The organism is Halioglobus sp. HI00S01 (assembly GCF_001635445.1).
GTDB lineage: Bacteria > Pseudomonadota > Gammaproteobacteria > Pseudomonadales > Halieaceae > Halioglobus > Halioglobus japonicus.
Genome location: NZ_LWEE01000058.1, coordinates 132,488 through 156,949, shown reverse-complemented (window position 1 = coordinate 156,949; position 24,462 = coordinate 132,488). Strand labels below are relative to the sequence as shown.

21 protein-coding genes and 1 tRNA gene are annotated in these 24,462 nt (G+C 53.9%); 10 read left to right on the top strand and 12 right to left on the bottom strand.

The window, feature by feature from the left end:
* The first annotated feature begins 59 nt into the window (after positions 1 to 59).
* Positions 60 to 266: a type II citrate synthase gene (locus A3709_RS09050; protein ID WP_066053314.1), complete on the top strand. Its 207-nt coding sequence runs from the start codon at positions 60 to 62 to the stop codon at positions 264 to 266.
* Here A3709_RS09050 and mtnA read toward each other — a convergent pair.
* The 3 genes from mtnA to A3709_RS09035 are packed head-to-tail and all read right to left on the bottom strand — an operon-like array spanning position 261 to position 3,566.
* Positions 261 to 1,343 (bottom strand): S-methyl-5-thioribose-1-phosphate isomerase, encoded by a 1,083-nt coding sequence (gene mtnA / locus A3709_RS09045; protein ID WP_066053311.1) that lies wholly within the window; start codon positions 1,341 to 1,343, stop codon positions 261 to 263. The two genes, A3709_RS09050 and mtnA, sit on opposite strands and share 6 nt — an antisense overlap.
* A gap of 2 nt (positions 1,344 to 1,345) precedes the next feature.
* Positions 1,346 to 2,209, bottom strand: coding sequence for a hypothetical protein (locus tag A3709_RS09040; protein ID WP_066053308.1), 864 nt, complete (start codon positions 2,207 to 2,209; stop codon positions 1,346 to 1,348).
* Between the two features lie 7 nt (positions 2,210 to 2,216).
* On the bottom strand, positions 2,217 to 3,566 hold the full coding sequence (locus A3709_RS09035; protein WP_066053305.1) for a glutamine synthetase family protein: 1,350 nt from the start codon (positions 3,564 to 3,566) through the stop codon (positions 2,217 to 2,219).
* Here A3709_RS09035 and A3709_RS09030 point away from each other — a divergent pair.
* Both A3709_RS09030 and epmB read left to right on the top strand, forming a co-directional pair.
* A complete protein-coding gene (locus A3709_RS09030; protein ID WP_369795133.1) occupies positions 3,460 to 4,974 on the top strand; it encodes an FAD-dependent oxidoreductase in 1,515 nt (504 codons plus the stop codon). The genes A3709_RS09035 and A3709_RS09030 overlap by 107 nt on opposite strands.
* Positions 4,975 to 5,040: 66 nt before the next feature.
* Positions 5,041 to 6,045 (top strand): EF-P beta-lysylation protein EpmB, encoded by a 1,005-nt coding sequence (gene epmB, locus A3709_RS09025; protein WP_066053299.1) that lies wholly within the window; start codon positions 5,041 to 5,043, stop codon positions 6,043 to 6,045.
* An 8-nt stretch (positions 6,046 to 6,053) separates the two neighbouring features.
* Here the strand turns inward: epmB and A3709_RS09020 are convergent, their stop codons facing one another.
* Positions 6,054 to 7,688 (bottom strand): AMP-binding protein, encoded by a 1,635-nt coding sequence (locus tag A3709_RS09020; protein ID WP_066053296.1) that lies wholly within the window; start codon positions 7,686 to 7,688, stop codon positions 6,054 to 6,056.
* Between the two features lie 169 nt (positions 7,689 to 7,857).
* On the opposite strand from A3709_RS09020, the gene A3709_RS09015 reads away from it, so the two are divergent.
* From A3709_RS09015 to A3709_RS09005, 3 genes are all read left to right on the top strand, one after another.
* Positions 7,858 to 8,199 carry a hypothetical protein gene (locus A3709_RS09015; RefSeq protein WP_066053294.1) on the top strand — a complete coding sequence of 114 codons (342 nt, stop codon included), beginning with the start codon at positions 7,858 to 7,860 and terminating at the stop codon, positions 8,197 to 8,199.
* Positions 8,200 to 8,295: 96 nt separating this feature from the next.
* On the top strand, positions 8,296 to 8,667 hold the full coding sequence (locus A3709_RS09010) for a hypothetical protein (RefSeq protein WP_156507633.1): 372 nt from the start codon (positions 8,296 to 8,298) through the stop codon (positions 8,665 to 8,667).
* Positions 8,664 to 9,191: a carboxymuconolactone decarboxylase family protein gene (locus A3709_RS09005; RefSeq protein WP_066053282.1), complete on the top strand. Its 528-nt coding sequence runs from the start codon at positions 8,664 to 8,666 to the stop codon at positions 9,189 to 9,191. Before A3709_RS09010 ends, A3709_RS09005 begins: the two co-directional genes overlap by 4 nt.
* On the opposite strand, the gene A3709_RS09000 is transcribed toward A3709_RS09005, so the two are convergent.
* Both A3709_RS09000 and dsr1 read right to left on the bottom strand, forming a co-directional pair.
* Complete coding sequence (locus A3709_RS09000) at positions 9,188 to 9,442, bottom strand: hypothetical protein (protein WP_066053279.1); 255 nt, start codon at positions 9,440 to 9,442, stop codon at positions 9,188 to 9,190. The two genes, A3709_RS09005 and A3709_RS09000, sit on opposite strands and share 4 nt — an antisense overlap.
* A 115-nt stretch (positions 9,443 to 9,557) precedes the next feature.
* Positions 9,558 to 13,337, bottom strand: coding sequence for an anti-phage defense-associated sirtuin Dsr1 (dsr1, locus tag A3709_RS08995; protein WP_066053277.1), 3,780 nt, complete (start codon positions 13,335 to 13,337; stop codon positions 9,558 to 9,560).
* Positions 13,338 to 13,882: 545 nt separating this feature from the next.
* Here dsr1 and A3709_RS08990 point away from each other — a divergent pair.
* The 3 genes from A3709_RS08990 to A3709_RS08980 are packed head-to-tail and all read left to right on the top strand — an operon-like array spanning position 13,883 to position 17,402.
* Positions 13,883 to 15,787: a hypothetical protein gene (locus A3709_RS08990; RefSeq protein WP_066053274.1), complete on the top strand. Its 1,905-nt coding sequence runs from the start codon at positions 13,883 to 13,885 to the stop codon at positions 15,785 to 15,787.
* Entirely contained in the window at positions 15,787 to 16,632 is an 846-nt protein-coding gene (locus A3709_RS08985; RefSeq protein ID WP_066053271.1) for a hypothetical protein, read from the top strand. Before A3709_RS08990 ends, A3709_RS08985 begins: the two co-directional genes overlap by 1 nt.
* The gene (locus A3709_RS08980) at positions 16,632 to 17,402 is read left to right on the top strand and encodes a DUF6339 family protein (RefSeq protein ID WP_066053268.1); all 771 of its coding nucleotides are present in this window, start codon (positions 16,632 to 16,634) and stop codon (positions 17,400 to 17,402) included. The genes A3709_RS08985 and A3709_RS08980 overlap by 1 nt, the downstream gene beginning before the upstream one ends.
* Before the next feature lie 34 nt (positions 17,403 to 17,436).
* Here A3709_RS08980 and A3709_RS08975 read toward each other — a convergent pair whose 3' ends face one another.
* The gene (locus A3709_RS08975; protein WP_066053266.1) at positions 17,437 to 19,017 is read right to left on the bottom strand and encodes a DNA cytosine methyltransferase; all 1,581 of its coding nucleotides are present in this window, start codon (positions 19,015 to 19,017) and stop codon (positions 17,437 to 17,439) included.
* Positions 19,018 to 19,086: 69 nt separating this feature from the next.
* Here A3709_RS08975 and A3709_RS08970 point away from each other — a divergent pair, with 69 nt between their 5' ends.
* Positions 19,087 to 19,557, top strand: a complete 471-nt coding sequence (locus A3709_RS08970; RefSeq protein ID WP_066053262.1) for a very short patch repair endonuclease — start codon at positions 19,087 to 19,089, stop codon at positions 19,555 to 19,557.
* Between the two features lie 186 nt (positions 19,558 to 19,743).
* Here the strand turns inward: A3709_RS08970 and radC are convergent, their stop codons facing one another.
* The 5 genes from radC to A3709_RS08950 form a co-directional block, all read right to left on the bottom strand.
* On the bottom strand, positions 19,744 to 20,211 hold the full coding sequence (radC, locus tag A3709_RS08965; protein ID WP_066053260.1) for a DNA repair protein RadC: 468 nt from the start codon (positions 20,209 to 20,211) through the stop codon (positions 19,744 to 19,746).
* Positions 20,212 to 21,224: 1,013 nt separating this feature from the next.
* Positions 21,225 to 22,535, bottom strand: a complete 1,311-nt coding sequence (locus A3709_RS08960; protein ID WP_156507632.1) for a DUF5906 domain-containing protein — start codon at positions 22,533 to 22,535, stop codon at positions 21,225 to 21,227.
* Positions 22,536 to 22,603: 68 nt separating this feature from the next.
* The gene (locus A3709_RS22550; protein WP_197484133.1) at positions 22,604 to 22,825 is read right to left on the bottom strand and encodes an AlpA family transcriptional regulator; all 222 of its coding nucleotides are present in this window, start codon (positions 22,823 to 22,825) and stop codon (positions 22,604 to 22,606) included.
* A gap of 140 nt (positions 22,826 to 22,965) precedes the next feature.
* Complete coding sequence (locus A3709_RS08955; RefSeq protein ID WP_066053251.1) at positions 22,966 to 24,183, bottom strand: integrase arm-type DNA-binding domain-containing protein; 1,218 nt, start codon at positions 24,181 to 24,183, stop codon at positions 22,966 to 22,968.
* Positions 24,184 to 24,373: 190 nt separating this feature from the next.
* A tRNA-Pro gene (locus A3709_RS08950) sits at positions 24,374 to 24,450 on the bottom strand.
* Positions 24,451 to 24,462 lie beyond the last annotated feature (12 nt).

Sequence of the window (24,462 nt, the reverse complement as noted above, 5' to 3'; positions counted from 1 at the left end):
CCCTCTTCTCTCACACCCGGCTCTCGCGCTAGCATGCGCAATCAGGGGGGAGCCAATTTATGCCAGAAATAAAACGCGAAGTTCGGCCCGTCGAAGTCAATTACCTGTGCGACAAATGCAACCAGGGAATGATGGCCCAATGTGGATCCATGGACGAAACCAGCGGTGACATCGAGCACCGCTGCCTGATCTGCGATCACAAGCAGACGTTTCAGTGGCGCGCATACCCACGCATTGATTACGTCGGCGCCGACGAAGCCCTATAAATCGTACAGCTGTGCGCGCAACGCCTGGAGTCCGGCAGGGTCAGCCGTAAAGCAGCCGTGCTCGGTGATCAGCGCCGACACCAGGCGAGCTGGCGTGACATCGAATGCAGGATTAGCGGCACGGGTGCCGGCCGCAGCCAGATTGATCTGGCGCGACTCACCTGCCCCGTCGACACCCGCCATCGCCAGCACCTCGCCACTGTCGCGAGCTTCAATGGGAATGTGTTCACCGGCGTCACAACGCCAGTCGACCGTGGACGCAGGCAAGGCGACATAAAAAGGAATGTTGTTGTCTGTGGCGGCCAGCGCCTTCAGATAAGTCCCTATCTTGTTACAGACATCGCCATTAGCGGCGGTACGGTCTGAGCCGACAACGACGCAATCGACCAGACCCTCGCGCATCAACTGCCCGCAGCTGTTATCAGCAACCACCGTGCAGGGCACACCGGCGCGCTGCAACTCCCAGGCCGACAAGTTCATACCCTGATTCCTGGGACGGGTTTCCGACACCCACACGTGCACGTTGAGTCCCGCTTCCACAGCCTTGTAAATCGGTGCCAGCGCAGTTCCCCACTGAATCGTTGCCAGCCAGCCAGCATTGCAATGGGTCATCACGTTCAGCGTGTCGCCGCGCTGAGCCTCACGCAATAGTGGCAGACCGACTTCACCGATACGCGCACAACTGGCGATGTCCTCGGCGCGCAATTCCACGGCGCGTTGCCACGCCGCCTCAGCCCGGGCAAAGGGCATCAGCTCGCCAACCTCATCGCGAACCTGTTCCAGGGCCCAGTGCAGGTTCACCGCGGTGGGGCGGGTTGCGAGCAGCTTATCGTAAGCGACGGCCAGGCCCTGATCACTCGAATCATCACGCAACCCATGGGCCAACCCAAAGGCCGCGGTAATGCCGATCAGGGGTGCGCCCCGCACCTGCATGGCGCTGATGGCATGGCAATAGTCGTCCAGTGATTCGAGGTGCACCCAGCGCAGCGTGTGAGGCAATAAGGTCTGATCAATGACCTCTACCGCGCCGGATGTAGCGTCCCAGCGCAGGCTGGACAAGTCATCCGATGAAAACACGCTCAGGCTTCCTGTGCAGTGGCATTCTCGGTATGGGAAGTTTCATGCTGCCATTCAAACACGTTCAGCTCGATGAAAATAAACGCAAACAGCCACAGTGCCGCATCCCAGAAGTCGAGGAAGTCACCTGCCACACCCCAGTAACCCGCTGCGCCAAACAAGGTGCCGTACAGCGCGAACTTAATCCACTTGGTGAAGGCCATAATCTGGTCAGACAGGTTACCGCGCAACTGCAGGCGGACTTCAACTTCCAGCATGATGACAACCAACAACCAGGCGGCGGAGTTGATGACATCCGTCCAGGCCAGGGCCCGGGCCGCGGCCAGCACCTCGCTCTCGGAGACAATCTGGAATCCGTTGAGCTGAAACCATTGGTTCCCGGATACCGCACAGCTGGCTGCATCCAGCGGGACATACTCGTCGATATCAACCTGCATCGACAATCCCTGATCCAGCGACGCGCAAGGGTCGAAACCCACCAACGGAGAGGCGTCGTAGAGCATGGTGAGTTCGGCGTAGTAGCCAGTAAAGGCGTAGTACACCGCGGCATAACAGAGCAAGCGCACCCAGTGCAGACCGCGCTTAACCCAACCCTGAATACGATTGTCATCGAGCACCGATGTCTCCAGCTCAAAGAGCAGCAAGAGCAACACCCAGGCGGTGGTATCAATGGTGGCGGAAAAGACCTGAATAATCTGCGACGGCTCAAAGCCATCGACAAAGGTGTGCTCCAGCGCGCCCAATTCCTCCTGCAGGAACAGGAAAACATTGAATGTCAGCAACACATAGACCAGGTATTTAACGCCGGTGTAAAGGCGATAGTTGAAATCGCTGCCGCCTAGCAGCGTGTCCGAATCTTTCGTCATTCCAGTATCAAACCTGCAGCAGCAAGTGCTCCCGCTCCCAGGAAGAAATTACCCGGTTAAATTCTTCGAACTCATCGCGCTTGACCGCGGCAAAGGCCTTCAGGAACAGCGGATCAAACACTTCGCGAACCTCGGGCGAGTTATCCAGATTCCGCAGACCTTCCTCCAGACTGCGGGCAATTTCCACCTCGTCCTCATTGGCCGTACCCTGGTGCGGTTCGGTGGGCTTCAATTTGCCTTTCATCCCGAGGTAGCCGGACGCCAAAGTAGCCGCCATAGCGAGGTACGGGTTGGTGTCAGCCCCGGGGAAGCGGTTCTCTACCCGCGTCGCCGCCGGACTGCTCTCAGGCACCCGGAAAGCAGTCGTGCGATTGTCCAGACCCCAATTGAGGTTGATCGGCGCCGAAATATCGGGGGCCAGGCGACGGTAGGAGTTCACATTGGGCGCATAGAATGCAATCAACTCAGGCGTGTAGTGCTGCAGGCCGGCGATATAGCTGAGGAAGGTTTCCGTATGTTCGCCATCGGGCGTGACAAAGATATTCTCTCCCGTATCAGCGCGCACAATACTCTGGTGAATATGCAGCGCGCTGCCACACTCATTCTGCATGGGCTTGGCCATAAAGGTCGCGTAAATGCCATGCTTATGCGCGGTTTCGCGGATAGTGCGCTTGAAGATGAAGACCTGGTCGGCCAGATCCATGGCGTTGCCATGCAAAAAGTTGATCTCCATTTGCGCGGCGCCATTTTCGTGGATCAGCGTGTCCACCGCCAGGTTCTGCGCCTCGGCGTAGTCGTACATGTCTTCCACGAAATCTTCGAACTCTGCAACAGCATCGATGCTGTAAGACAAACGTGAAGTTTCGCGACGACCAGAACGGCCGCTGGGAGGAATCAGGACATTGTCGGGATTGGTATTGCGATCGACGAGGAAAAATTCTACTTCCGGCGCCACCACCGGTTGCAGCCCCTCGGCTTCGTAAAGCTCCAGCACCCTGCGCAGCACATTGCGGCTAGACAGCGGGTGGGGCTCACCGTTCTGCTTGTAACAGTCGTGAATAATCTGGGCGGTCGGCTCGCGAGCCCAGGGCACCACTCGCATGGTGTTCGGGTCTGGCCGGAGAATCATATCGGTGTCGGTAGGCTCGACCAACTCCCAATGCTCGTCGCTGTACTCTCCGGTGACACTTTGCACCATAATGCTCTCAGGGAGCTTGGGCTCGCCCATGTCGAGAAATTGGTGCGCGGGGATGAATTTGCCCCGTGCGTTACCGGTCATGTCTGGCACCAGCACTTCTACTTCGGAGATCTGGTGCTGCTTGAGCCAGTCCTTAATGGCCTGGGTATCGGTACTCATAAAATGTCCACATTGCCTAAAAATCCAGTATCGCGGGCCGCGACATCCGGTTCAAGGGCAAAACAAGGGAGCTACCCCGAACGTGTTATCAGCGGCGGGTTCAGCTTCGGAGTATAGTTCGGCCATGCAGAACCTACCTCATGTCGACTCCTGGTACGCCGCCTCGGCTAACCAGTCACTGGATTTCCCCCCGTTGTTGGGCGAAGCAGAAGCTGATGTATGCGTGATTGGCGGTGGCTACACCGGCCTGTCCACGGCGATTCATCTGCGCAAACAGGGCTACTCCGTGGTCGTACTGGAGGCCAACAAAGTGGGCTGGGGCGCCTCGGGTCGCAACGGCGGCCATGTCGGCACCGGCCAGCGAGCAGACCAGGAAACCCTCGAGGAACTGGTAGGCCTGGAGCACGCCAGGGCACTCTGGCAGCTGGGGCTGGAGGCGGTGGATACGGTGTGCGAGCTGATCGACACCCACGCCATTGATTGCGAACTGAAATACGGCAACCTGCACGTGGCCTCCAAGGCGAAAGAGCAGCCCGACCTGATGGCGGAAGTCGAGCACCTGGAGCGTGTTTACGGTTACGACAAGATTCGCTACGTGCCCCCCCAGGAACTGGCGCAGATGACCTCCGGCCAGGGATTTCACGGCGGCGTACTGGACACGGGGTCCCGCCATCTACACCCTCTGAACTACGCTCTGGGCTTGGCCCGGGCCGCCCGCGATCTCGGCGCTACAGTACATGAAGGTAGCCGCGTTACCGCTTATACGGAGTCCAACGGCGTCACGGTGAGCACCGATCAGGGCACCGTCAAGGCCAAACAGCTGGTGCTGGCCTGTAACGGCTATCTGGAAAAGCTGGAGCCGCGCACCGCGGGCCGCATCATGCCCATTAACAACTACATGCTGGCCACCGAACCTCTGCCCGAAGCATTGTGTCGACAGCTGATTCGCGACGACACCTCGATGTCCGACAGCCTGTTTGTGATCGACTACTGGAAGCTCTCGGCAGACAACCGGCTGCTGTTTGGCGGCGGCGAATCCTACACCCGCAAATTCCCACGAGATATTGGCAGTTTTGTGCGCAAGTACATGCTGAAAATTTACCCCGAACTGTCCGACACCCGGATTGAATACGGCTGGGGAGGCACCCTGGCGATTACCATGAACCGAATGCCGGATTTCGGGCGGCTCTCGACCAACGTTTTTTACGCCCACGGCTACTCGGGCCACGGCGTGCCTATTGCCACCCTGGCCGGAAAATTGCTGGCCGAGGCGATTGCCGGAGATGCGGAGCGCTTTGATGTCATGGCTTCGGTTCCTTCCAGAACCTTCCCAGGCGGCACCCTGCTGCGCTGGCCAGGCCTGGTCGCCGGCATGTTATTCTACTCCCTGCGCGACCGACTCGGCTGAGATACACGCATTCAGCCGCGGCAGGGAGGCCGCGCAACAGCGATCGATCGCTGGTAAAATACCTCCGTGATCCCGCAAACCGAACTACATATCTGTGACTGGCGGTCAGAGTTACGCCACGCTGTCTCCGACGGCGGGACACTGCTTGCCCGACTCCAGCTGAACCCCGAGCAGTTGGGTTACTCGGCACTTGCCGCACGCGACTTTCCTGTCCTGGTACCGCGCCCCTATTTACAGCGCATCACACCTGGCGACCCCGATGACCCGCTATTGCGACAAGTCCTCGCTACAGGTCAGGAAACACTGGTCGAACCGGGCTACAGCGACGACCCCGTCGGAGAGACCGGCGCGACCATCCAGCGCCCCGGCGTTATCCAGAAGTACCGCGGCCGGGTATTACTTATTCTTGCCGGTGGCTGCGCGATTAATTGTCGCTACTGCTTCCGCCGCCACTTTCCCTACCAGGAAAACCGCAACAGCCGCCAGGAGTGGCTGCAGGCGCTCGAACATGTGGCCGCGGACACCAGTATTACTGAGGTCATCCTGTCCGGCGGTGACCCGCTGCTGGTCGCCGACGCTGCACTCGCGGAACTTGTCGCGACCATCGCGGCCATTCCACACGTCAGGCGCCTACGCGTGCACACCCGGCTTCCGGTGGTCATTCCACAACGGGTAACCGACGGGCTGCTCCAGGCACTCACGGGTTCGCGACTGCGCTGTGTCATGGTGATTCACAGCAATCACGCCCGCGAACTTGATGCGCCCGTGGTGCAGGCCATGCAGCGGCTGCGGGAGGCTGATGTGGAATTACTGAACCAGTCAGTACTGCTGGCCGGCGTAAACAACCACGCGGCAACACTTGTCAATCTCAGTGAGCGTTTGTTCGAGATCGGCGTGCGCCCCTACTACCTACACTTACTCGACAAAGTCCGCGGGGCGGCTCACTTCGATGTCCCTCAAGCAGAGGGTATTGCGCTCATAGATGCCATGGCGGCCGAGCTACCCGGCTATTTGGTGCCACGATTAGTGCTCGAGGAAGCGGGTCAGCCCGGTAAAACACGGATTGCCTGATCCAGATACTAATCGAGGAAACTGACCGGCCCGGCACCCATTTGGGCCTGAACCAGCGCCTTGTACTCGTCCTCAATCTGCTTGCGCTTCAACTTCATGGTCGGGGTGAGCAGGGCATTTTCGATCGTCCACTCATCGCAGACAAAGATATTGGAAATGCGCTCATAGGACGGCACTTCACTGTTAATCTCCTCGAGCAGTGATTCCAGCTCGGCCTGCACCACTGCCCGGTCCTTGGCCAGACCAACCTCTGACAGCGTCACCAGAACAATCGGCTGGTCGAGGCCATGGCCCATACAGCAGAACTGAGCCAGATTCGGATTGCGACCAAACAGCGATTCGAGCTTCATCGGCACGATGAACTTACCCTTTGAGGTTTTAAAGACCTCGGACACCCGCCCTGTCACCCACAGGTTGCCATCGTCATCGAAGCGCCCTGAGTCACCGGTGCAGTACCAGCCATCGTCGAATACTTCCGCGGTTTTCTCCTCGTTGAGGTAATAACCTTTCATCAGACCGAGGCTTTTGAACTGAATCTCGCCCGCGTCCGATACCCGTACCTGGACGCTCGGGTCCATGGGCTGACCAACACAGCCGGAAATGGGTTGATCATCCTTTGTCCAGGCGATGCCATGGACAAAGTTTTCCGTCATGCCGTAGCCGTCCCGCAACGCAATTCCCATGGACAGGAACCAGTCCTGCACGTCTACCGGGCAAGGCGCAGAGCCGGTGATAATGCAGCGCGCACGCGACAGGCCCAGCGCCTGGGCGATGCCCGCTTTCTGCTCATCGTTGAGGCCGGCCTGCGCCTCGGGCGGAATCTTGGCGTCGATCCCCGCTTTGAATTTCACCCACAGGCGCGGCACGGCAAAGAAGAACGTCGGCTGCACCGAGCGAACCTCGTCACCAAAGGTGTCCAGAGACTCAGAGAATGAAATCGAGGCATTGCTGTACAGGCTGGTCATCTCAACGATGATGCGCTCCGCCGCGTGTGACATGGGCAAAAAGGAGAAAAATTCGTTGGGCGTCTCATTCATGCGGAAGCTTTTAACCAGCCCCGGCACGACATGGCCGGGCGTCTGGTGCATATGCATGACCCCCTTGGGATTGCCGGTGGTACCGGAGGTATAGATGATGGTGAACACGTCTTCGCCATTGGGCACCGGCGATTCCAGGTAAGGCTCATAGCTAGCAATGACTTCGTCGAGGCTAGTATCCGCCGCGAACTTACAACCCAGCATCGCGACCGTCTCTACACCCTCGGGCAGGGCCTCGGTTACGCGCGCGTGCTGATCAAAATCGCCGCAGAACACCAGTTTCACGGCCGAGTGGTTGAAAATATAGTTCGCTGAACCGATGTCCTGGCCCGGGTAGATCGGCACGCTAATGTGGCCAGCGAGCATGATCGCCAGATCACAAATAGGCCAATCCATACTATTAGACGACCAGATACCAATGCGGCTGCCGGCCGGGTAGTTCTTGTCGCACAGAAATGCGGCGATACGGCGCACCCGATTCCCCACATCGCGCCAAGTATGCTCCGACCATTCGAGGTTTTTCGGCTGGCGCAGGTATACCTTGTCGGGAGTTTCCTGCTCCCAGCGATAGAACATTTCCAGAGGGGTGACGGGTGCTGCGGACATAATGTACTTCCTGAGTAACGGGTCTGATAATACGCAATTGACTATAGCGTAAGAGCCGAGGCACTGCCCCCTGGATATGCCGACAGCGATGGACATTATTCTTCTCAGCCGATACCGCGCTGACCCGCGCCTCGTGATAGGATGCGCGTTTTAGAAGGAGGACACGCCGATGCGTTATTGGCTACTTGGTATTCTGGCGGCAATGAGCATGCAAGCGCATGCTCAGCTCGCCCCCCAACCCCCGCAGGCACCTCAGCCACCACAGGGCAATGACATCATGGGCAAAGCGATGATTGTGTCGCGGATTGCCGGGCTTTGCGAAGGCATCCGGCAGGTGAAGATTTTTCAGGATGCCGCCCAGCTGGAAGGCGGCGACGAGTTTGTGGTGAAGTTCCTCAATGCCGAGGCCAAGCGCCTGGGCAAGACAATGCAGCAACTCGATACCCAGTGTATCCAGGCCCAAAGTACCTTTGAGCAGCTCTCCACAGTGGCCGGCATCAGCCCGCAGTAACAACGTGTCACGCCGTCGATTTCGGCGGCCGACCTGGCGCTTGTGTTGCGCGCCAGTACAGGCAAAATGGTCTCTTCTTCCCACGAGGCTGTGAACATGCAGACGGATCCGCTTTCATCGGTAGCCAGCGATCTCCAACCCGAGATAACGACGCAACTAAATCAGGCAATAGCTCTTGGCGAAGCCGGGGTTGATCCATTCATTCTCGACTTGTGCAGAGGCTATATCGACGCTGCGCTACACTGTCGCGACTGGCGGCCGCCCGCCGATGCCTGGGGAGAGAAAGAGCAGGCGGTAATTCAGCTCACTGAGCAGTTTGTGATGTCGGTCAGCACACTGGAGGCAGCCAGCATCGAGGCACTCCAGTCTTTTTTCAGCGCCGACGAGGTTTATGCCCTGGTACACGCCCTGTATCTCATGGACATGTCGCTGCGTTTTTACATGGTAGGCAGGGAGGTGTTGCTATGAGCAGATTACCCGCTGATGCACTCACCGCAGGCGTGTCCGGCGATGGTGAACTCGATCGGGCGATTGCCGGCTTCGCCGCATCTGTCGTGCGCCAAAAAGGGGTCGACCCGTTGACCACTGAACTGGTGCGCCTGCGCTGCGCCCAGATTCACGACTGCAGACTTTGCGGATCGCTGCGCAATGCAGAAGCACTTGCCGAAGGTTTTGACGAAGACATGCAGGCCAAAATCAGCCGCTATGAGCAGAGCGACCTGGCTCCTCACCAGATTGCTGCGCTGCGCCTTTGCGACGCCATGATACTGACTCCGTCCCTTGCAGACGCAACCTTAAAGGCCAACCTGCGCGAGCATTTTTCACCCGCACAAATTGCCGAACTCATGTTTGATGTCATGAAGTGGAGCCAGCAAAAGGCCCTGGTTGCACTGCGCATGGAAGCGCCGCCGTGGCAGGAGATTAACGTGCTCACCTTCGACCAGCAGGGGCAGCCGGGCTTTGAGGGCCCGGCCTACACCGAAGAGGCTTAGTCTGCCGCCGCCGCTGGCGGCGCGAGCTCGTAGGCCAGCAACACATTGCCCGGCATGTGGAAGTAAATCCCATAGCCTGAGTTCATATACACGGTATCACCGTTAAATACCGGGCCAGTGCCAGCGGCGAGAAAGAGCGGCCGCGGATAAAAAGGCCGTAATTCGAGCTGAGTGAAGGGCGTACCGCCCTGAAACGAAAAAGCCCCGAATGTCGGGGCTTTTTGGTGTTTGGTCGGTGTGAGATGGCCCAAAAAACCCCTCTATGCAATTGTTTATAAAAGATATTTTCTCGTACGGGACAACAATATACCGGCAAAAGTACCGACAAAATTTGGCTTAACTAACCTTTCGGAACATCCCTCCCACTCACAGCACACCCTGCTGCCTGAGGCGTGTGTCCAGCCTAACAAAGCTCGCTTCCTCCTGAAGCTCCGGCTGAGTGGCAACTATCTGATCCAAGCACCCTCTCAAATGTTCTGGAGATAGATAGCCGTCTTCTCCGACTATTAGATCAAGAAAGTCGAGTGTTTCCCTCGGAAAGGCCTGCGACAAGCCTGAACTACTGACTTTACGGATCAACATATTGGGGTGCGGAACTGCCTGCATCCAGGCCCGGAGTTTGGAGAGTGCTAGAGGAAAAGATTCTTCGGCTGATATGCATAACCGAGCCAAGCTCTCGCTAACGCCAACAGGTATTTCTTGGACCGTCTTGGGCCAAATTCGTTGTAGGTATGGCATGACTCTATTAGTCCAATACTCGCCTCGCTGATCTCCCGCTCCCTCTACCGCTCGCACCAGTGTACTGGCGACCTGTATCAACCCCTCATGTGGTAGTCGCCCTGTGGCTTCTGCCAGTTCGGCTCGAGAAAACACATCGTCGGGCTCCAATGAGGCGAAAGTCAAAATAGCAGCGTACTGTTGAGCATGACTGCCGAGCGACTCGTAATGCCCCGCCGTAGCCAGGAAAGGACTCTTGATTTCTTCCAGCAGCGGCCTATACAAGCGAGGGGACCACAGAAAGCCCTCCCATGACCTCTTTGCCTCTGCCTCACTAATATCCCAATCCAGTAAGGGAGTGACGTGCTGGACAGTCCATTCCTTATCAACCCGGAAGAGAGGAATGACATGCGCGGATAGAAGGACACGGGCATGCCCAAACTTTGCGACTTCCAGATTACTTAGACTAGTAAAGATACCCCTTATTGGATCGATCAAGCCCTGATTGTCTTCAAGGCCCTGCTCATACCAATATCGAAGAATTGCTTCGGTTACATGCCCAACAGGGTGATTGATAGCCTTAGATACCGGATCATCTACCTCTGCATCCTCTTCGTAATCCAAGGCCAAGAGATTTTGACAAACAGAAAAGAACACTACCTGTCGCTCATCGACAACCTTGGCTATAGCTTGTAACCACCAACTCGCACTACCCGAAAGCTCAAGTAACACGTCTTCTGGCATCGCCTCGACAACCAGACCCATTTTTTGCCATGAATTCAGATGAAATTCTTCGTCAGACCATGCCTGAAGCGCCTCACGCCACCTACCCTTCGGCCAGACACCTTCATCCGCAAGCACTTTGAGCGCATTAGAGGTGACAAAAAAGTCATCCCGACAACGATCACGCCAATCATCTCCCTGCCATGGATCATGTTCGGGGCTTGATCTTAGCCATTCGACCAGATCACCTTGCGAACGCGGGGAAGAGGCGAATTCTCGCAAGCTACTACCGTCACCCATCCACATTGGAAATTCATCGCGTTCATCTTCAGACAGGCGCCATTCTGGGAAGTTGACAGAAATCTCTTCAAATAACCGGCGGCTACCCTCCCCTACCAAGACCCCAACACTGGTTATCTTCGCCAACCTTAGCCATATTTCTCGCTCACGAAGTTCATCCCAACGCTCAGGTTCTATGTCAGGCCTAAACATTTCTCTTGGTGGTCCTGCACAAATTGCCATCTCTAGCACTTCTTGCAGCTCAGGCTCGATATGCTGCACTAAGTGCACCGTTAGTCTGAAGGATTCTCGCTGAGTTTCTGTAGACCACAACCACCAGCCATCCTCTGAAAGAAGCCATTCCATGGCGACATCCGGCCGGATTACTTCGCTCCAAGTTGCCGCAAAGAGCGCCAGTCTCTTAAACAGTGGAAATTGCAAATCAATCCATGCTGCGGCTTGTTGAGAAGCTCTAGATGGTTGTTGTTCTGCGGTTGCAACCCAGGCATCACGAGTTAGTTCGATCAGAGCTGTCCAGTCTCTGAAGTCACGATTCTGTGAGTGTTTGGATATAGACGGCTGATGAATGTATGAACGATCGCTTTTCTCATCAATGTCGCCAACCTCATGCATCAGCATCATGCAATCCATCAGGAGCGAAGCAAAATCATCAAGCAGGGTAGGCAGTGCGCGCTGCCAACCTGCGTTACCCTCAAGTTCCTCGAAACCATGGTGAACGTGTCTCGTACTCAGCTCAATTTCCCAATTGACGAGATCACTCATCCGCTCCTCGCCCTCAACTCGGTCCTCATCGTAGAGAGATAGCGGCTCCCGGACAGAAATCAATGGAGTGAGCAGACGCCTTAACTCAAACCGGAGACTCACTGACAGCCCTTCGCTGACAAAGCGGCTCTTCCAAGAGTAAAGGTCAAAGTGGTCATAGGATCTGCGAATTTTCCCCGCGAGCAGCAATCCCCATAGAACGCGAATGTTGGCACCAGGAATTGCATTAGGAGCCCCTTCCGCAATCTCGTCTAGCTCAGCCTTGTTGCCATCGGCTTCAGCCCTAAATATGGTCGACAGCCTGCGCTCTAGTAGCCACAGAAACTCTTCATGGAGATACCCGCCGTGTTTGGAGAGCCAAAGCAACAGTTTCGGATCATTCAGGTGACGAAGAAGCCAGCGGGCTATGTGCCTCATCGGCTCATCCCATCGGGTGACCTGAATTTGGCCTCCAACCAGCGCCATGTTGGGAGTTAATGAATATGGGGCTGGGCGATCAGTTAGACTGAAATGAAGGCTAGTATCGGGTTCAACATTCGGTGTTACTTTAAAGCGCCAGAGGTCGCTGTGCTCGAACCGATCCTCACTCAGTGGTTCCAGCCAATCTAGACTAGGTACTGGGACATGATCTGCAAACTGACGTGCAGGAAGTCCGGACGACTCGCTCAATGCCCAAATGAGACGGCCAACAAAGTCATCCTGCCTAGTGCTAGCCATTGGTCGCAACTGAGCATAATTAACAACAATTCTTTCTTTTCCTCGAACCCCATCTCTATAAGTGTCAGCCCATGCCCACAACGTCTTGTGCAAATAGGCGTGACGATTATGCATCTTGTAGAGGATTGGGGTTACGTTCTTAGAGCGCCATTCATTCGCGGCATCCTCTTCTTTACCTCTTGAGTAACTGCCAAAGGCAAACATCTCGGGAGGAGACTCCCCTAGCAATCTGTCAGCGGCCAATGCATCCATCATGTACCGGAGAACAGGGTCATTGATGCTATAACCCACAAAACATATCGTAAAATTCTTGAATAGGTCACTAACGAATCTGGCTGCCCATCTTTCCGTCAGATATGCGAGCCCAAAGTCTCCACTGGAAATTACAAGACGATCTAACTCCGCCAGCTTGGGATCGGCTGACAGGAGGCCATGGACGTAGACCAAGCCATCCCAGCGCCTCTTTGGTACTGGCAGTAGTGGCGCCTGAAAGGACTCTATGCTGAGACTCTTGGATTCTATGACTTCTTCAAAAAGCCGATCAAAGTTCGACGTGATTAGTCGAGTACTGCCATGCCTGTCACGCGCCAATGTCAGAAGAGCTTCATGAGTCTTGGTCGCATTTGTGGCGCCAAGATCTGGCTGTAGAAGCGATGCGAGGGCAGGCCTCACTATCTTCCGACCCCCAGCAACTGAGTCTTCGAGAAGACTAACCGCCGTATCAAGTTGGCCGGCCTTTAACGCTGCCTGCTGAATTTCACTTGGGGCAACACCCACCGCAGAGTACAGATCGTGCACCAAATTCCAAAAATCGGGGAGCCTGGCAGGATAAGAAACCCCTGCCCCACAAAAGAATACGACCCGCCCTTCTTCGTGCGCCTGCAGAAGACGCTCTGGTATGTCTGGTCCGCCCTTAACAAACTGCATTTAGCAATCCCTGCCTTTATCTACATTCCATTCGAATAATCTGACTGCGCACGAACAATGGTACGGCATCAGTTCACGGCTTGGCTAAAAACAGCCAGTGATGCCCCAAAACGAATGCAGTAACAAGATACTTTACCTACCTTCTTATCACCAAGCGACTTCCAAGTTCTCACCGTTAACTCGGCACAAGTTCTCGACATACCGAGAAGCCACTTGGTAGGTGAAGAGCCCGATAGAAAGTCGGAACCCAATGTTGCGCATCCTACATATAGGATATATAGTAGTTATATATCTGATATATTGATCATATATGGTGTCGCCATGAGCACAGAAACCAAGAATGAGCGGTTCAGAAGGCTTGCCGAATCCAGAGGCAATCGATTAATTCGAGAAATCTCTCTTCTGGGAAATCTGGCAAATCGAAAGAACTACTCCTACTCAGAGGAAGAGGTAGAGCGATTATTCACGCCAATTTTGCGCGAACTGAGCGAAGTTCGGGCTCTTTTTGACACTGAGACCCCATCAACCAGGAAGGTGAATTTCTAATGAAGGACGAAGATTACGGGTTCCACTTTGAAAAGCAGGGACTTTCAGGCGAGGAGGGGCCTATTGACCCCCTACAACAATTTTTCGAGGGATCCCATGCTGATCACTCGGTAGTTCGAGAGACAGGGCAAAATAGTAAAGACAACCCCGGAAAGCATTCAAGCGGCCCGGTGCGCATGGTTTTCGAACTGGCGGTTATGAACATGGAGGACATCCCTGGTATCGAGGGTCTGACAAAACACTTGGAAGCGGTTGCCGAACAAACCGCGGGGCAGGAAGGGCACGATCGAATGGTCAAGGCAGCGGCCTTAGCCAAAGAAGAAACCTTACAAGTGCTCCGTATATCTGACTACAACACCACGGGTCTCGTGGGCAGCGAATCTCTCGACTCCAAGGGCTCCCCGCTTAGTCGACTGACTCGCGGCAAAGGCGGCTCAATTGATGATGGGCGGGGAGGATCGTTCGGTATTGGATCAGCAGTGGGGCCCATGGCCTCAGACTTATGTACGGTCATCTACACATCGATTCCAGAAGACACAAGCGAGTCGGTGCTCGCCGCCTATACGAGACTGGCAACGCACAGACTCGATGGAGAGAGTTATCGCGCAGAGGGCTACTTCACAAACCTCGGTATCCATAATGATTTTAAGTATCTTCGTCCAGCCCCCAAAATCGGGCCATTCCCGCTCAGGTCTGAGGCTGGCACCGATACCTACATTCTTGGCTATCGAATGGCAGAAATCGACCCAGAACTTGAAAGAGTTCGAGACGCGATGATTGACAACTTCATGGCTGCAATCAATGCAGGCGAACTGGTCGTCGAGGGAATTGCTCCCGGAAACCACTGGACACTCGATGCTGAGACGTTGCCCGGCTTTACCAAGGGTCGCCAAGAAGCTCACGCCTTCTACCAGGCACTGCAGGACCCGAACCCCGCGGAAGCAGTCATCAATCATGTTGGAAAAGTGAAGCTGTACATCAATATAGATGACAGCCTGGAGAAAAAGCTTCACACAATTACAACGCGTGCTCCTCTAATGAAAATTGACTTATTCAAGCATACATCCGTCACCGCCAAATATGCTGCGGTGCTTATTTGCGATAGTCCTGAGGGAAACAAATATCTAAGACAACTGGAACCGCCACAGCATCACGAATGGGATCCAGCCCGTGACCCACTGAATGGGGAAAAAGTTATCTCCGAACTCAAAGTCTTCGTTCGCGAGTCTTTAAAGGAGAGAATCGGCACTGAAATAGGCGATGAGGTGAAAATTGAAGGTCTATCCAGGTTTCTACCTGCTAGTTCACATGCTGATGCCGCTATCGGCGAACCTGCAGTTCCCTTTGGTAATCCAGAATCAGATGCTAATACCTCTGAATCCAGCACGGTCACAGGCAATAGCGAGCCCGAAGAGCCCACTCCCGCACCTCCAGGCAAGAAGATACGAGTTAAAGTCCGTCGCCCCGCCATAAGCGGCGGCAATAGTGAAACTGAAGAAGGCAAACAGAGAGGCGGAAAAAAGAAGCGTCGAGGAGACAACACCGGCCTGCCAGGTTCAGGTGAGGAAGGGGAAGGCGCCTCTCGCATTCGTGGTAGAGACCTATCATTCCGCAGCTGGAGCGCTCCTGTCGATTCAGAGGGCCACTCCGTAACGGTGCTATCCATTACAGCCAATAGTGACGAGTCGGGAGACCTCGAACTTCAGGGACTAGGGGCAGGTGGCGATCCGGAGCAGAGTTACATGCTGCCAATAACTCGCGCCGTGATTCATCTCCCGGATGGGGAGAATATTATTAAGTGCTCAGGAAACACTCTGAAAAACCTTACGCTGACAGCAGGTCAGAAGACGCGCATAGATATATACATGCCTGCAGGCGAGCGGTATCGCCTAGGAGTAGCATAATGGCGAACCGTGGCTCATATCCCCACCCAGTTATAGATACTGCCGATGACGTATCCTCCAACATAGAAGTCATCAATATCCTCGTTGATCCGACTCAGCAGGATATCGAGATTACTTACGAGGTGCGCTCAGATGACCCTGACCTCATCACATTGTTAGATAGCGGCAGCGCAGTCCACAGCCTTCGCTGGCGATGCTCATCAACTATCTCAACTGACGAGATGGAACCAACGGAATATCAGCGCACCCCTACTGGCTTTCGCCTCAGAGCATACCTCGATCAGCAGCTGGTTAAAGGAGATGTATGGGCGGATGTACAGATCGTAGTCGCCAAAGAGCTATTGAGTCATCGTTGGACTAGACAGCATGTTGACTACGGAAATGCAAGTTTTAATCTTCAACCTGGCGATGTCCTGGCTGATGCCGGCTCCTTCAAGTTCGATGCCAAAAAAATGTACGATCCCCTCAACCCACCGGTCGGGAGTTGTTTCAAATTTGTAAGAAGCACGAGCCTTCACAAGGGAGTGAAAGTCGCTTTTGATGGGAACGAGACGATTACCGTACAGTTACCGGAGAAAACATTTGATGGGTTCCAGTTGTTTAGTCACCGGCCGGACCTTCAGATAGGTCTTGTCGTGTTGCCGGCCCTAGTTGAGACGCTTCACTTTATTAAGTCTAACGAGGAAGAACCCCTAGATGACAAGGTCTGGTATAACGAAATTCAGCAGCTTGTAGAAGATCGTGGCGGATGGGATCAAAGCCTCCTAGTACTCGCGCAGAAAATTCTGGAAAACCCTATTGATACTGCAATTCGCACAGGATTAACTTCCGAGGAGGATGACTGATGCATAGACCGGCACTAGAGGCTAGGGCGCTAACTGAGTCAGCACTTTTGGATCTATTCAATGCACTAGAGCAGGCACGCACTCCGGAAGAGTTCCTTGGAATTGCGGACGCGGTTATATCTAACCCCAAAAACCAGCTTCCTCTTCCAGTCAGTCATGGTATACCGGATTCGCTCAGCGTAACTGGCACCAGGGCAGTTGATATCAACAATGCACCCTGTGTACACGAGTACCTAGGAGAGATGGATAGAGCAAACGCATCCGATGCTCGTCTGTGGACATATCTCGCATTTGGAACCTACCGGGAATACATGGAAAGAAGATGGCCTCTCCTTTCGGGCAACTCGGATAGCGATAGCTGGAGACGGAGGGCACGGGACCGATGGTTGCTTCATAGCGGATCAGTTACCAGGGGGCGCCTTGTTCGTCACGGAATAGCTCGCCTTTGGTGGGTTTCGCATCTGACATACAAACCCTCAGCGACTGAAGGTATTGCCATGGAAGACCCGTATGCCTATACGAGGGAGGTGTTCAAAAGTGAAGACCGTCTTAACGCAATATTTGACCGTGAAGTTGGTGCCTTTCCCACAGTAGCAACCGCAGTTCTAGATCACGCAGCAGCAAAGGGGGATGCTGCTACCGACAAATATCTCCAAAGAATCATGCAATATCTAACTCTGATCAATGGATATCGCGATGTAGGCATGCTTGACACATTCGCAATGAATGATTTGGTAGAGATCGCAGGAAACCGGGCAAAAGCCGCATGAGAACAGACTTATCAGGATCTACCACCAGCTCCTGCTAGCCGCCCTCAATTAATTTGTAAACGATCTCAGCCAACTGATGGGCGAGAAACGGGGGCACTGCATTTCCAACCTGAACATACTGTGCAGTTCGCCCTCCTTCAAAAAAGTAGTTGTCAGGGAATGTCTGAATTCTCGCAGCCTCGCGAACCGTGAGGCTTCGACACTGTGAGGGATCATGGTGTATGTAGTAATGCCCATCTTTGGAGATATGACTAGTAATTGTTGTAGCAGGCCTACCTCTAACTTGCACCCGAAAACGATCAGCGAAGTGCCCACTGTGCCAGTTGGCATGATTTGGCGCCAGACAACCAGGAAAGTCACTTGCTTTGGGTATCTCAACTTCACCACCCTGGTAAGCACGCGCCCAACAGGATGCAAAAAGATAGCGTCCTAAATCGCTATCCATATGCCCTCTGGCATCATGATTAATGAGCTTTGGTGGACAATCATCGATTATCCAGTTGCTTAGTTCAGGGGATATTCGTCTGCTGATTCGATGCTGTGGATATGTTTTCGACATTGTAGGCAAAGAACTTTCTAAAGACTCGATCGCTCTATCTAATTCTGATAGTAAAGCTTTTTGCTTCGAGCCTTTGATCTCCGCTCTAATTTGTCTTGCCTGCTGATTGACTCGGGTAGCCCAACGCTCAGAACTGTCTTCTTGCTTAGTTAAACGGCTTCTGAGGCGCGGCAAACCAGTAAGCACTTGCCCCACCGTCGGCGAGCTGTAATGTGGCTTACTGAGAAAATCTGGTTCTTTATTCGCGTCTGTCGCAACACCCAGCAAAATTACCCGATGCCGCGCCTGAGGCACCCCGAACTGCTCGGCCTTGATAACAAAGTCCGCGTCATCTTTATATTCGGCACCAAAGAGACCTGGCCCACTTGGTGGACAGACGAAAGAGTAAACCTGGTATTCCCTGTTGGCTGATTTAGACGACTTACCAATTGCTCTGCCCGGGTTCTTCAAATCGTTCCGGATAGTTGGAAAGATCCTCTCCCCACCAACTTTAGAGGTCAGGATACCTTTGACATTTTCCATTACGAAAACGTCAGGCTCGATAATACTTAGAACTTCTAGGTACTCCTGATACAAAAAGTGCCGGTGATCATTTTCCGCTTTGTAGTCCTTGATACCTCTATTACGTGACCTGCCTGCCAACGAATATGCCTGGCAAGGAGGGCCTCCAATGACAATCCAGTTTTCACCCCTATGTTTCTTCTTAAGCTGTTTCAGCCTCGAGTGAATCTCCGCGTTGTCAACACCAAGAGCCTTGGGGCTACCCAAGGTTTCTTCGCTGGCTTCCCCCCACTCTGCTTTCAATTCTGATTGCAGCTCTTCCTTGGTGATGTCTTGGGATACGTAATCGAAGTAGGACGCGACCTCCCCGCCTCTCCTGATATTACGGAACAATGCCCTAAGCGTGAGAGTCTGGTGCGCATTTTTCTCCTTCTCAACAGACATACGGATTCTAAATGCGCCTTCTTCCGCACCATCTGGCTTGAAAGACGAAAACCCCTCTCCCAAACCACCTGGTCCAGCAAAGAGATCTATAACATTGATTTTTCCAGGCATCGATATGGGATGGCTTGATAGAGTGTCGATGGGGAAGGATACCAGGAAGCGAGCTAGAATCCAGGGACCATGACCGATATTGTTGATAAATCAACCCGTTCGCAGATGATGTCTCGGATTAGAGGGCGCGACACCAAGATAGAAGTTCGTGTCCGAAAAGCCCTTTGGCACAAAGGCTTTAGATACAGGATTCCATCACAAAGAAATTACCTAGGTCTACCGGGAATCCCTGACCTCGTATTCCCTAAGCACCGCGCGGTGATTTTACTCAATGGCTGCTTCTTCCATGGTCATGACTGCCACCTGTTCAGACTACCGGGGCAGAATCGAGAAACCTGGTCAAAGAAAATTAGAGACAATCGTGAGCGTGACGTTAGGTTTGGCCGCATCAGGCGACAGAAGGGGTGGAAGACTCTGACTATTTGGGAATGTGCTCTGCGCGGAAAGAGCAAACTACCATTTGATTATGTGATCCGAGTTACAACGGATTGGCTTCTCTTGGACACCATGGATGCGTCTATTGAAGGGGCGCAAAAATAACTGCCCTATCTGTACCTGTGCCGAGCTAACTCGCCCGAGTACGCCGAGTAGATTTACACATAAAATAGATTATGCGGCGGCAGCGGACAGTGCCATGCACTGCGCATAATCCCGTTTTATGTTCAATCTTCGACTTCATTATTGTTGTATAAAAAAATGAGCACCGAAAGCCGGTGCTGTAGAGAGTCAGATCAAACCAGATTCTGCCATGGAGTGGGTGCCATCGGTGCCAACGATAATGTGGTCGAGAACCCGCAGGTCGACCAGCGCCAGGGCATCCTTGAGGCGGGAAGTGATCCGCTTATCTGCTTCACTGGGTTCAGGAACGCCAGAAGGGTGGTTGTGGGTGAGTATCAGAGCCGCAGCATTCAGTTCCAGGGCACGTCTGACAACGACCCTGGGGTAGACAGCAGCGCCGTCTACGGTGCCTCTGAAGACCCTCTCGAAGGTGATGAGCCTGTGCTGGTTATCCAGGAACAGGCAGCAGAAGTGCTCATCCCGTTCCTGGGCCAGATGTAGCTGGCAATACTCTTTGACAGCCTTGGGGCTGGAGAACACTTCGTTCTCTCGAAGCTTGGACTGGATCAAGCCAAGTGCTTCCTGAATGGTCAGCTCCTGGGTTGGGGTGAAGTTGTAGATTGTGGTTGTGCTCATGGATTTGCTCCCGCATTCATTGATTGGAATGAAACCAGGCGATGTACAACTGGTTGGGATGGTGAGCAAGGCTTGAAGATGAAACTGGCCCCCACCATCCACGGCCGGCGCGGAGCGCCCCGCGGATGGTGGGTAAGCATTCAATTTATTGGAGGAAGTCTAGGGGGGGGGGTAGTTCCACTTTCTGGTTCATTACATTCAGTACTGAACCCGTACCCAGATTACAACAATCCCCTTATGGTTTTCGGTCATTACTTAGCCAGCGCGAACATCCAACCGAGTGACCGACTGGCGGACAGTCCGATCTGCCCGGCGACGAAGTCGATAGGGCAGTCGGTGCTGGGACGCCAGGTGCGTCACGACGGTTATAGATAATAGTATTTTATTGTTTTTGATTTCCTCCCTGGGACGCCTTGCGGTCTGTGACCGCCGGCTTACCCAGATTGTAATCGTAGTGGTTTGAATGGCGGCCAAATTTGGATGGTCGCGGAAGCCTCCCTAGGCTCGTACCTGGATGAGCAATTTTGCCTTATAGTTTTCGACAACAGAATTAGTATGCCGTCTACATATAGTCGAAAACCCTGAAATTTCAGTATTTAGAATATAGGGTAGTCCGCGGTTCCGGAATTTAGTACACAGGGTATCTATCGGTTCGACATCAATTAGAGATAGGGTACCGTTCTGTGCAAGTTTCTATTGCGAACGGACCGTTGCCTACGAACTGCGCTCCGCGCGTTCTCGGCAACATCTCCATGCCCAGCATGTCCGAGGATCCGAATTAGGTTAGACACTCACGACCCTATACTTTTCCCTTCTAGTCTAGGTTGTCTAAGGTGACCAAGGAAAAGAGTACTAGGATAAGTGGGTAAAAATCTGAAAGTAGAATCCAAGCCCGACACCAACATGGACATGTTAGACAACGCGGACATAGAGGGAACTGTCCTGGGCCGGCCCCCTTAAAGGGAAGGCTTGTTGGCACCTTACCCTGCTCGCCATGTTTGCCAATCCCGTGATTACGCAGCATTGGAAACATCCTCCTTCCAAATTTTTCCCCCTAGAGTCTGTTGAAAGCTGTCTCGCACCGCCTCCAGCGGCGGGAAACGATACCCATAAGGGCGCACTCCATATTGGGATACCGACATGCGGAAAGTATTAATCCCATACCCCTTCAGGGTCGATGTAAAACTGGAGAGGTTGGGGGCCGCCACCTTAAGCCCACAGCGAACAATCCAGCGACAAAATGAGTCATACACCGCTTGCTTCTCTGCATTTAATGGCCATGCATGTTCCGGACCGCCGGAGTCAACATCAATATGACCAACATCTAGAACTTCATATAGCCACCGGTCGATCGGGTCCAGGGACATGATTTTTTGGTTCAAACGAGCGGGCGTTGAAGGAAAGCTACTTGCCTTGAAGTTTTTCAGGTCTCGCTGAAGTAGGTACCACAGAAGCCCTGACGGCCCACCTGCATCCATTTCGGCTGCCAGATCTTCGAAGTACTCGTGGTCGTACTTCCGGGCATTCGAGACTTCGAGCACAAAATACCGCCGATCTGATATTTCAGTCGGCACAGCCCACTTCTCATTAGATGCCACAATAAGATGAGTGCAGTTTTTGACCGTGACAGCATCTGCAAACTTCTTTTCCATCATCCGTGAGGGCTCGGTAATAAGCCCCTTCAGAATGCCGGCGTCTGCCTTGTTCCCGTCCCAAGACAACTCATCAGCGAAAACCAATACAGCGTCCTGCAGATGACCAGAAAATGTACCAAGCAGATGGGATTTATTGGTGATATGTTTGGAGTGTCGGCCAAGCAGCTTTCCCAGGTACTCCATGAGAATGCCCTTGCCAGTACCCTGCTCTGACAACAAAACGATTGCGGCAAGCGGCAATGTACCTGGCTGCTGAACCATTAACGCGAGCCAGTTCAAAACATACTCATAGTGTTCTGGGTTACCGCTGCAGATCACGTCACGGATATGATCCAGAATCAAGTCGCAACTCTCGTCCTTGTCTGGTTTGACGGCGAACCCGAACCAAAGATTGTACTGTGAGGTGGATAGGTTGCCTGCTGGATCGAAGACTACTCCGTCCAGGTACTGACGCCGATCCTCGTGGGACAACCAGAGTTTACCCAGCTGAACCTGGCGGTTTCCGTCCGTGACTCGTACATTGGCAAATAGGCGTTCAAAGTCCTGAAACCCGAGGAATTCCGGGCCATCACCCCGCTCATCTACGACGACAACTTTGCTGCCCAGAGTTACAACTGCATAGCGACGATTAAGTTCCTGAATGCAGCTTGTTGGGTCGCGCAGCTTCACTGGGTCCAATTTCACCGGGACAGAGATAGGCGTGGTAGCCACTGGAAGATTCGACTGAAGGGGCGGGGTCATACGGCCCCCCGCTCTTCAATACGCTGATTCAGCCAATCTTGAACCTCGGAGTACACCCACGCTCGGGCCGTGCCTCCCGGCACAAGCGGTACGCTCCCCGGAAAACGTCCATCGCCAGAGAGGGTATAGAGATAGGAACGGGACAAGCCCGTCAGATTCAGGACTTCCTTAACACGCAAAAGCCGAATAGGTTCGGCAGAAGGGGCGGGATTCTTCATGGATACTCCTCGTATCAACAAACTCTATGTTTCGCCTGTTCGATCAGGCTTGAGGGGTATTTTTTGGTATGGAGAATCCTTTTTCTGAGATTTGTGCGCTATCAGAGAGATAATTTCACATTATCTCTATTGGACGAGTATTACCCATCGGATGAGGGAGATGCTGCCTCCCTCAATTCATCCAGATAATCGGCCCACTTCTGCATCATCTCTACGCGACCTTCAATGTGGGCAGTACGATTGTATGCACGGCCATTGGGATCTTTCACAGCATGGGCCAGCTGGTGTTCGATCCACTCCTCCCGGAACCCAAGCACCTCGTCCAGCACGGTCCGCGCCATGGCCCTGAAGCCATGAGGGGTCATGGTGTCATTGTCGTATCCCAGCGTGCGCAGGGCGGTCCGTACGCCATTCTCTGACATACACCGGCTGGCACCCCTGGCATTAGGGAAGACATAGTCACCCCGCCTTGCAGTGTATGGCTTGAGTTCCTCTAGCAGTTGGACTACCTGTGTGGATAGGGGCACGATATGCGGCTGCCTCATCTTCATCTTTTCAGCGGGGATTTCCCAGCGAGCTTCATCCCACTTGATCTCGGACCACTTCATGGCACGGATCTCACCGGGGCGCTGGAACAGCAGCGCGGACAACTGGAGTGCCGTTTTCACCGGGAGTGATCCGTCGTAACCCTCCATGGCAACCAGCAGGTGTCCGATTTCATCGGGCTTGGTAATGGCGGCATGGTGCTTCTTCTTCCGCCTTGGCTTCAATGCGCCTTTCAGGTCGCCGCTGGGATCGCGCTCTGCGCGTCCGGTGGCGACCGCATAGCGTAAGACCTGCCCTGCCGTTTGCTTGGCCCGATGAGCAATGTCCTCGGCACCCCTGGCTTCAACCTTCCTGAGTGCAGCCAGGAGTTCAGGAGCCGTGATCGCAGCGATGGGACGACTGCCCAGTGAGGGATAGAGGTCCTTTTCAAGGATCCGCTTGGTACGAACACGGTAGCTTTCAGACTTGGCAGGCATGACCTGGTTAAACCACTCCTGGCCAATGGCCTCGAAGCTCTCTGCCGAAGCCAGGTGCCGGGTCAGCTTCTCGACCTTACGCACATCACCTGGGTCACGCTTCTGCCTGAGCTTGTCCCGGGCATCTTGGTGGTTCTCCCTGGCTTCCTTCAGGGATACTTCCGGATAGACACCCAGAGCCAGTGTCTTGCGCTTCCCGGCATATCGGTAGTCAAAGCGCCAGTACTTGGCACCACTGGGCTGAATCAGAAGGTACATGCTGCCCCCATCAGCGAGCTTCTGTACCTTGCTTCCTGGCTTCGCTTGCTTGACCTGTGCGGCAGTAAGATTACCCATGTATGCTCCTCTACTTTGTCTAGGCAGTTTGACGGTATCAGATGGGCCGGGCTGGAATGTACCGCCACTTGTACCGCCAAATGTGACGGTATTTGGCTGGAACGCATCAGACACTCAGGACAAAGCGTAAACAAAAAAGCCCTGATTTTCAGGGCTTTTTTATCAACATCGGAGATATTGGATTTGAAAATGGTCGGTGTGAGAGGATTTGAACCTCCGACCCCTTCCTCCCGAAGGAAGTGCGCTACCAGGCTGCGCTACACACCGTTAATTTAAGGC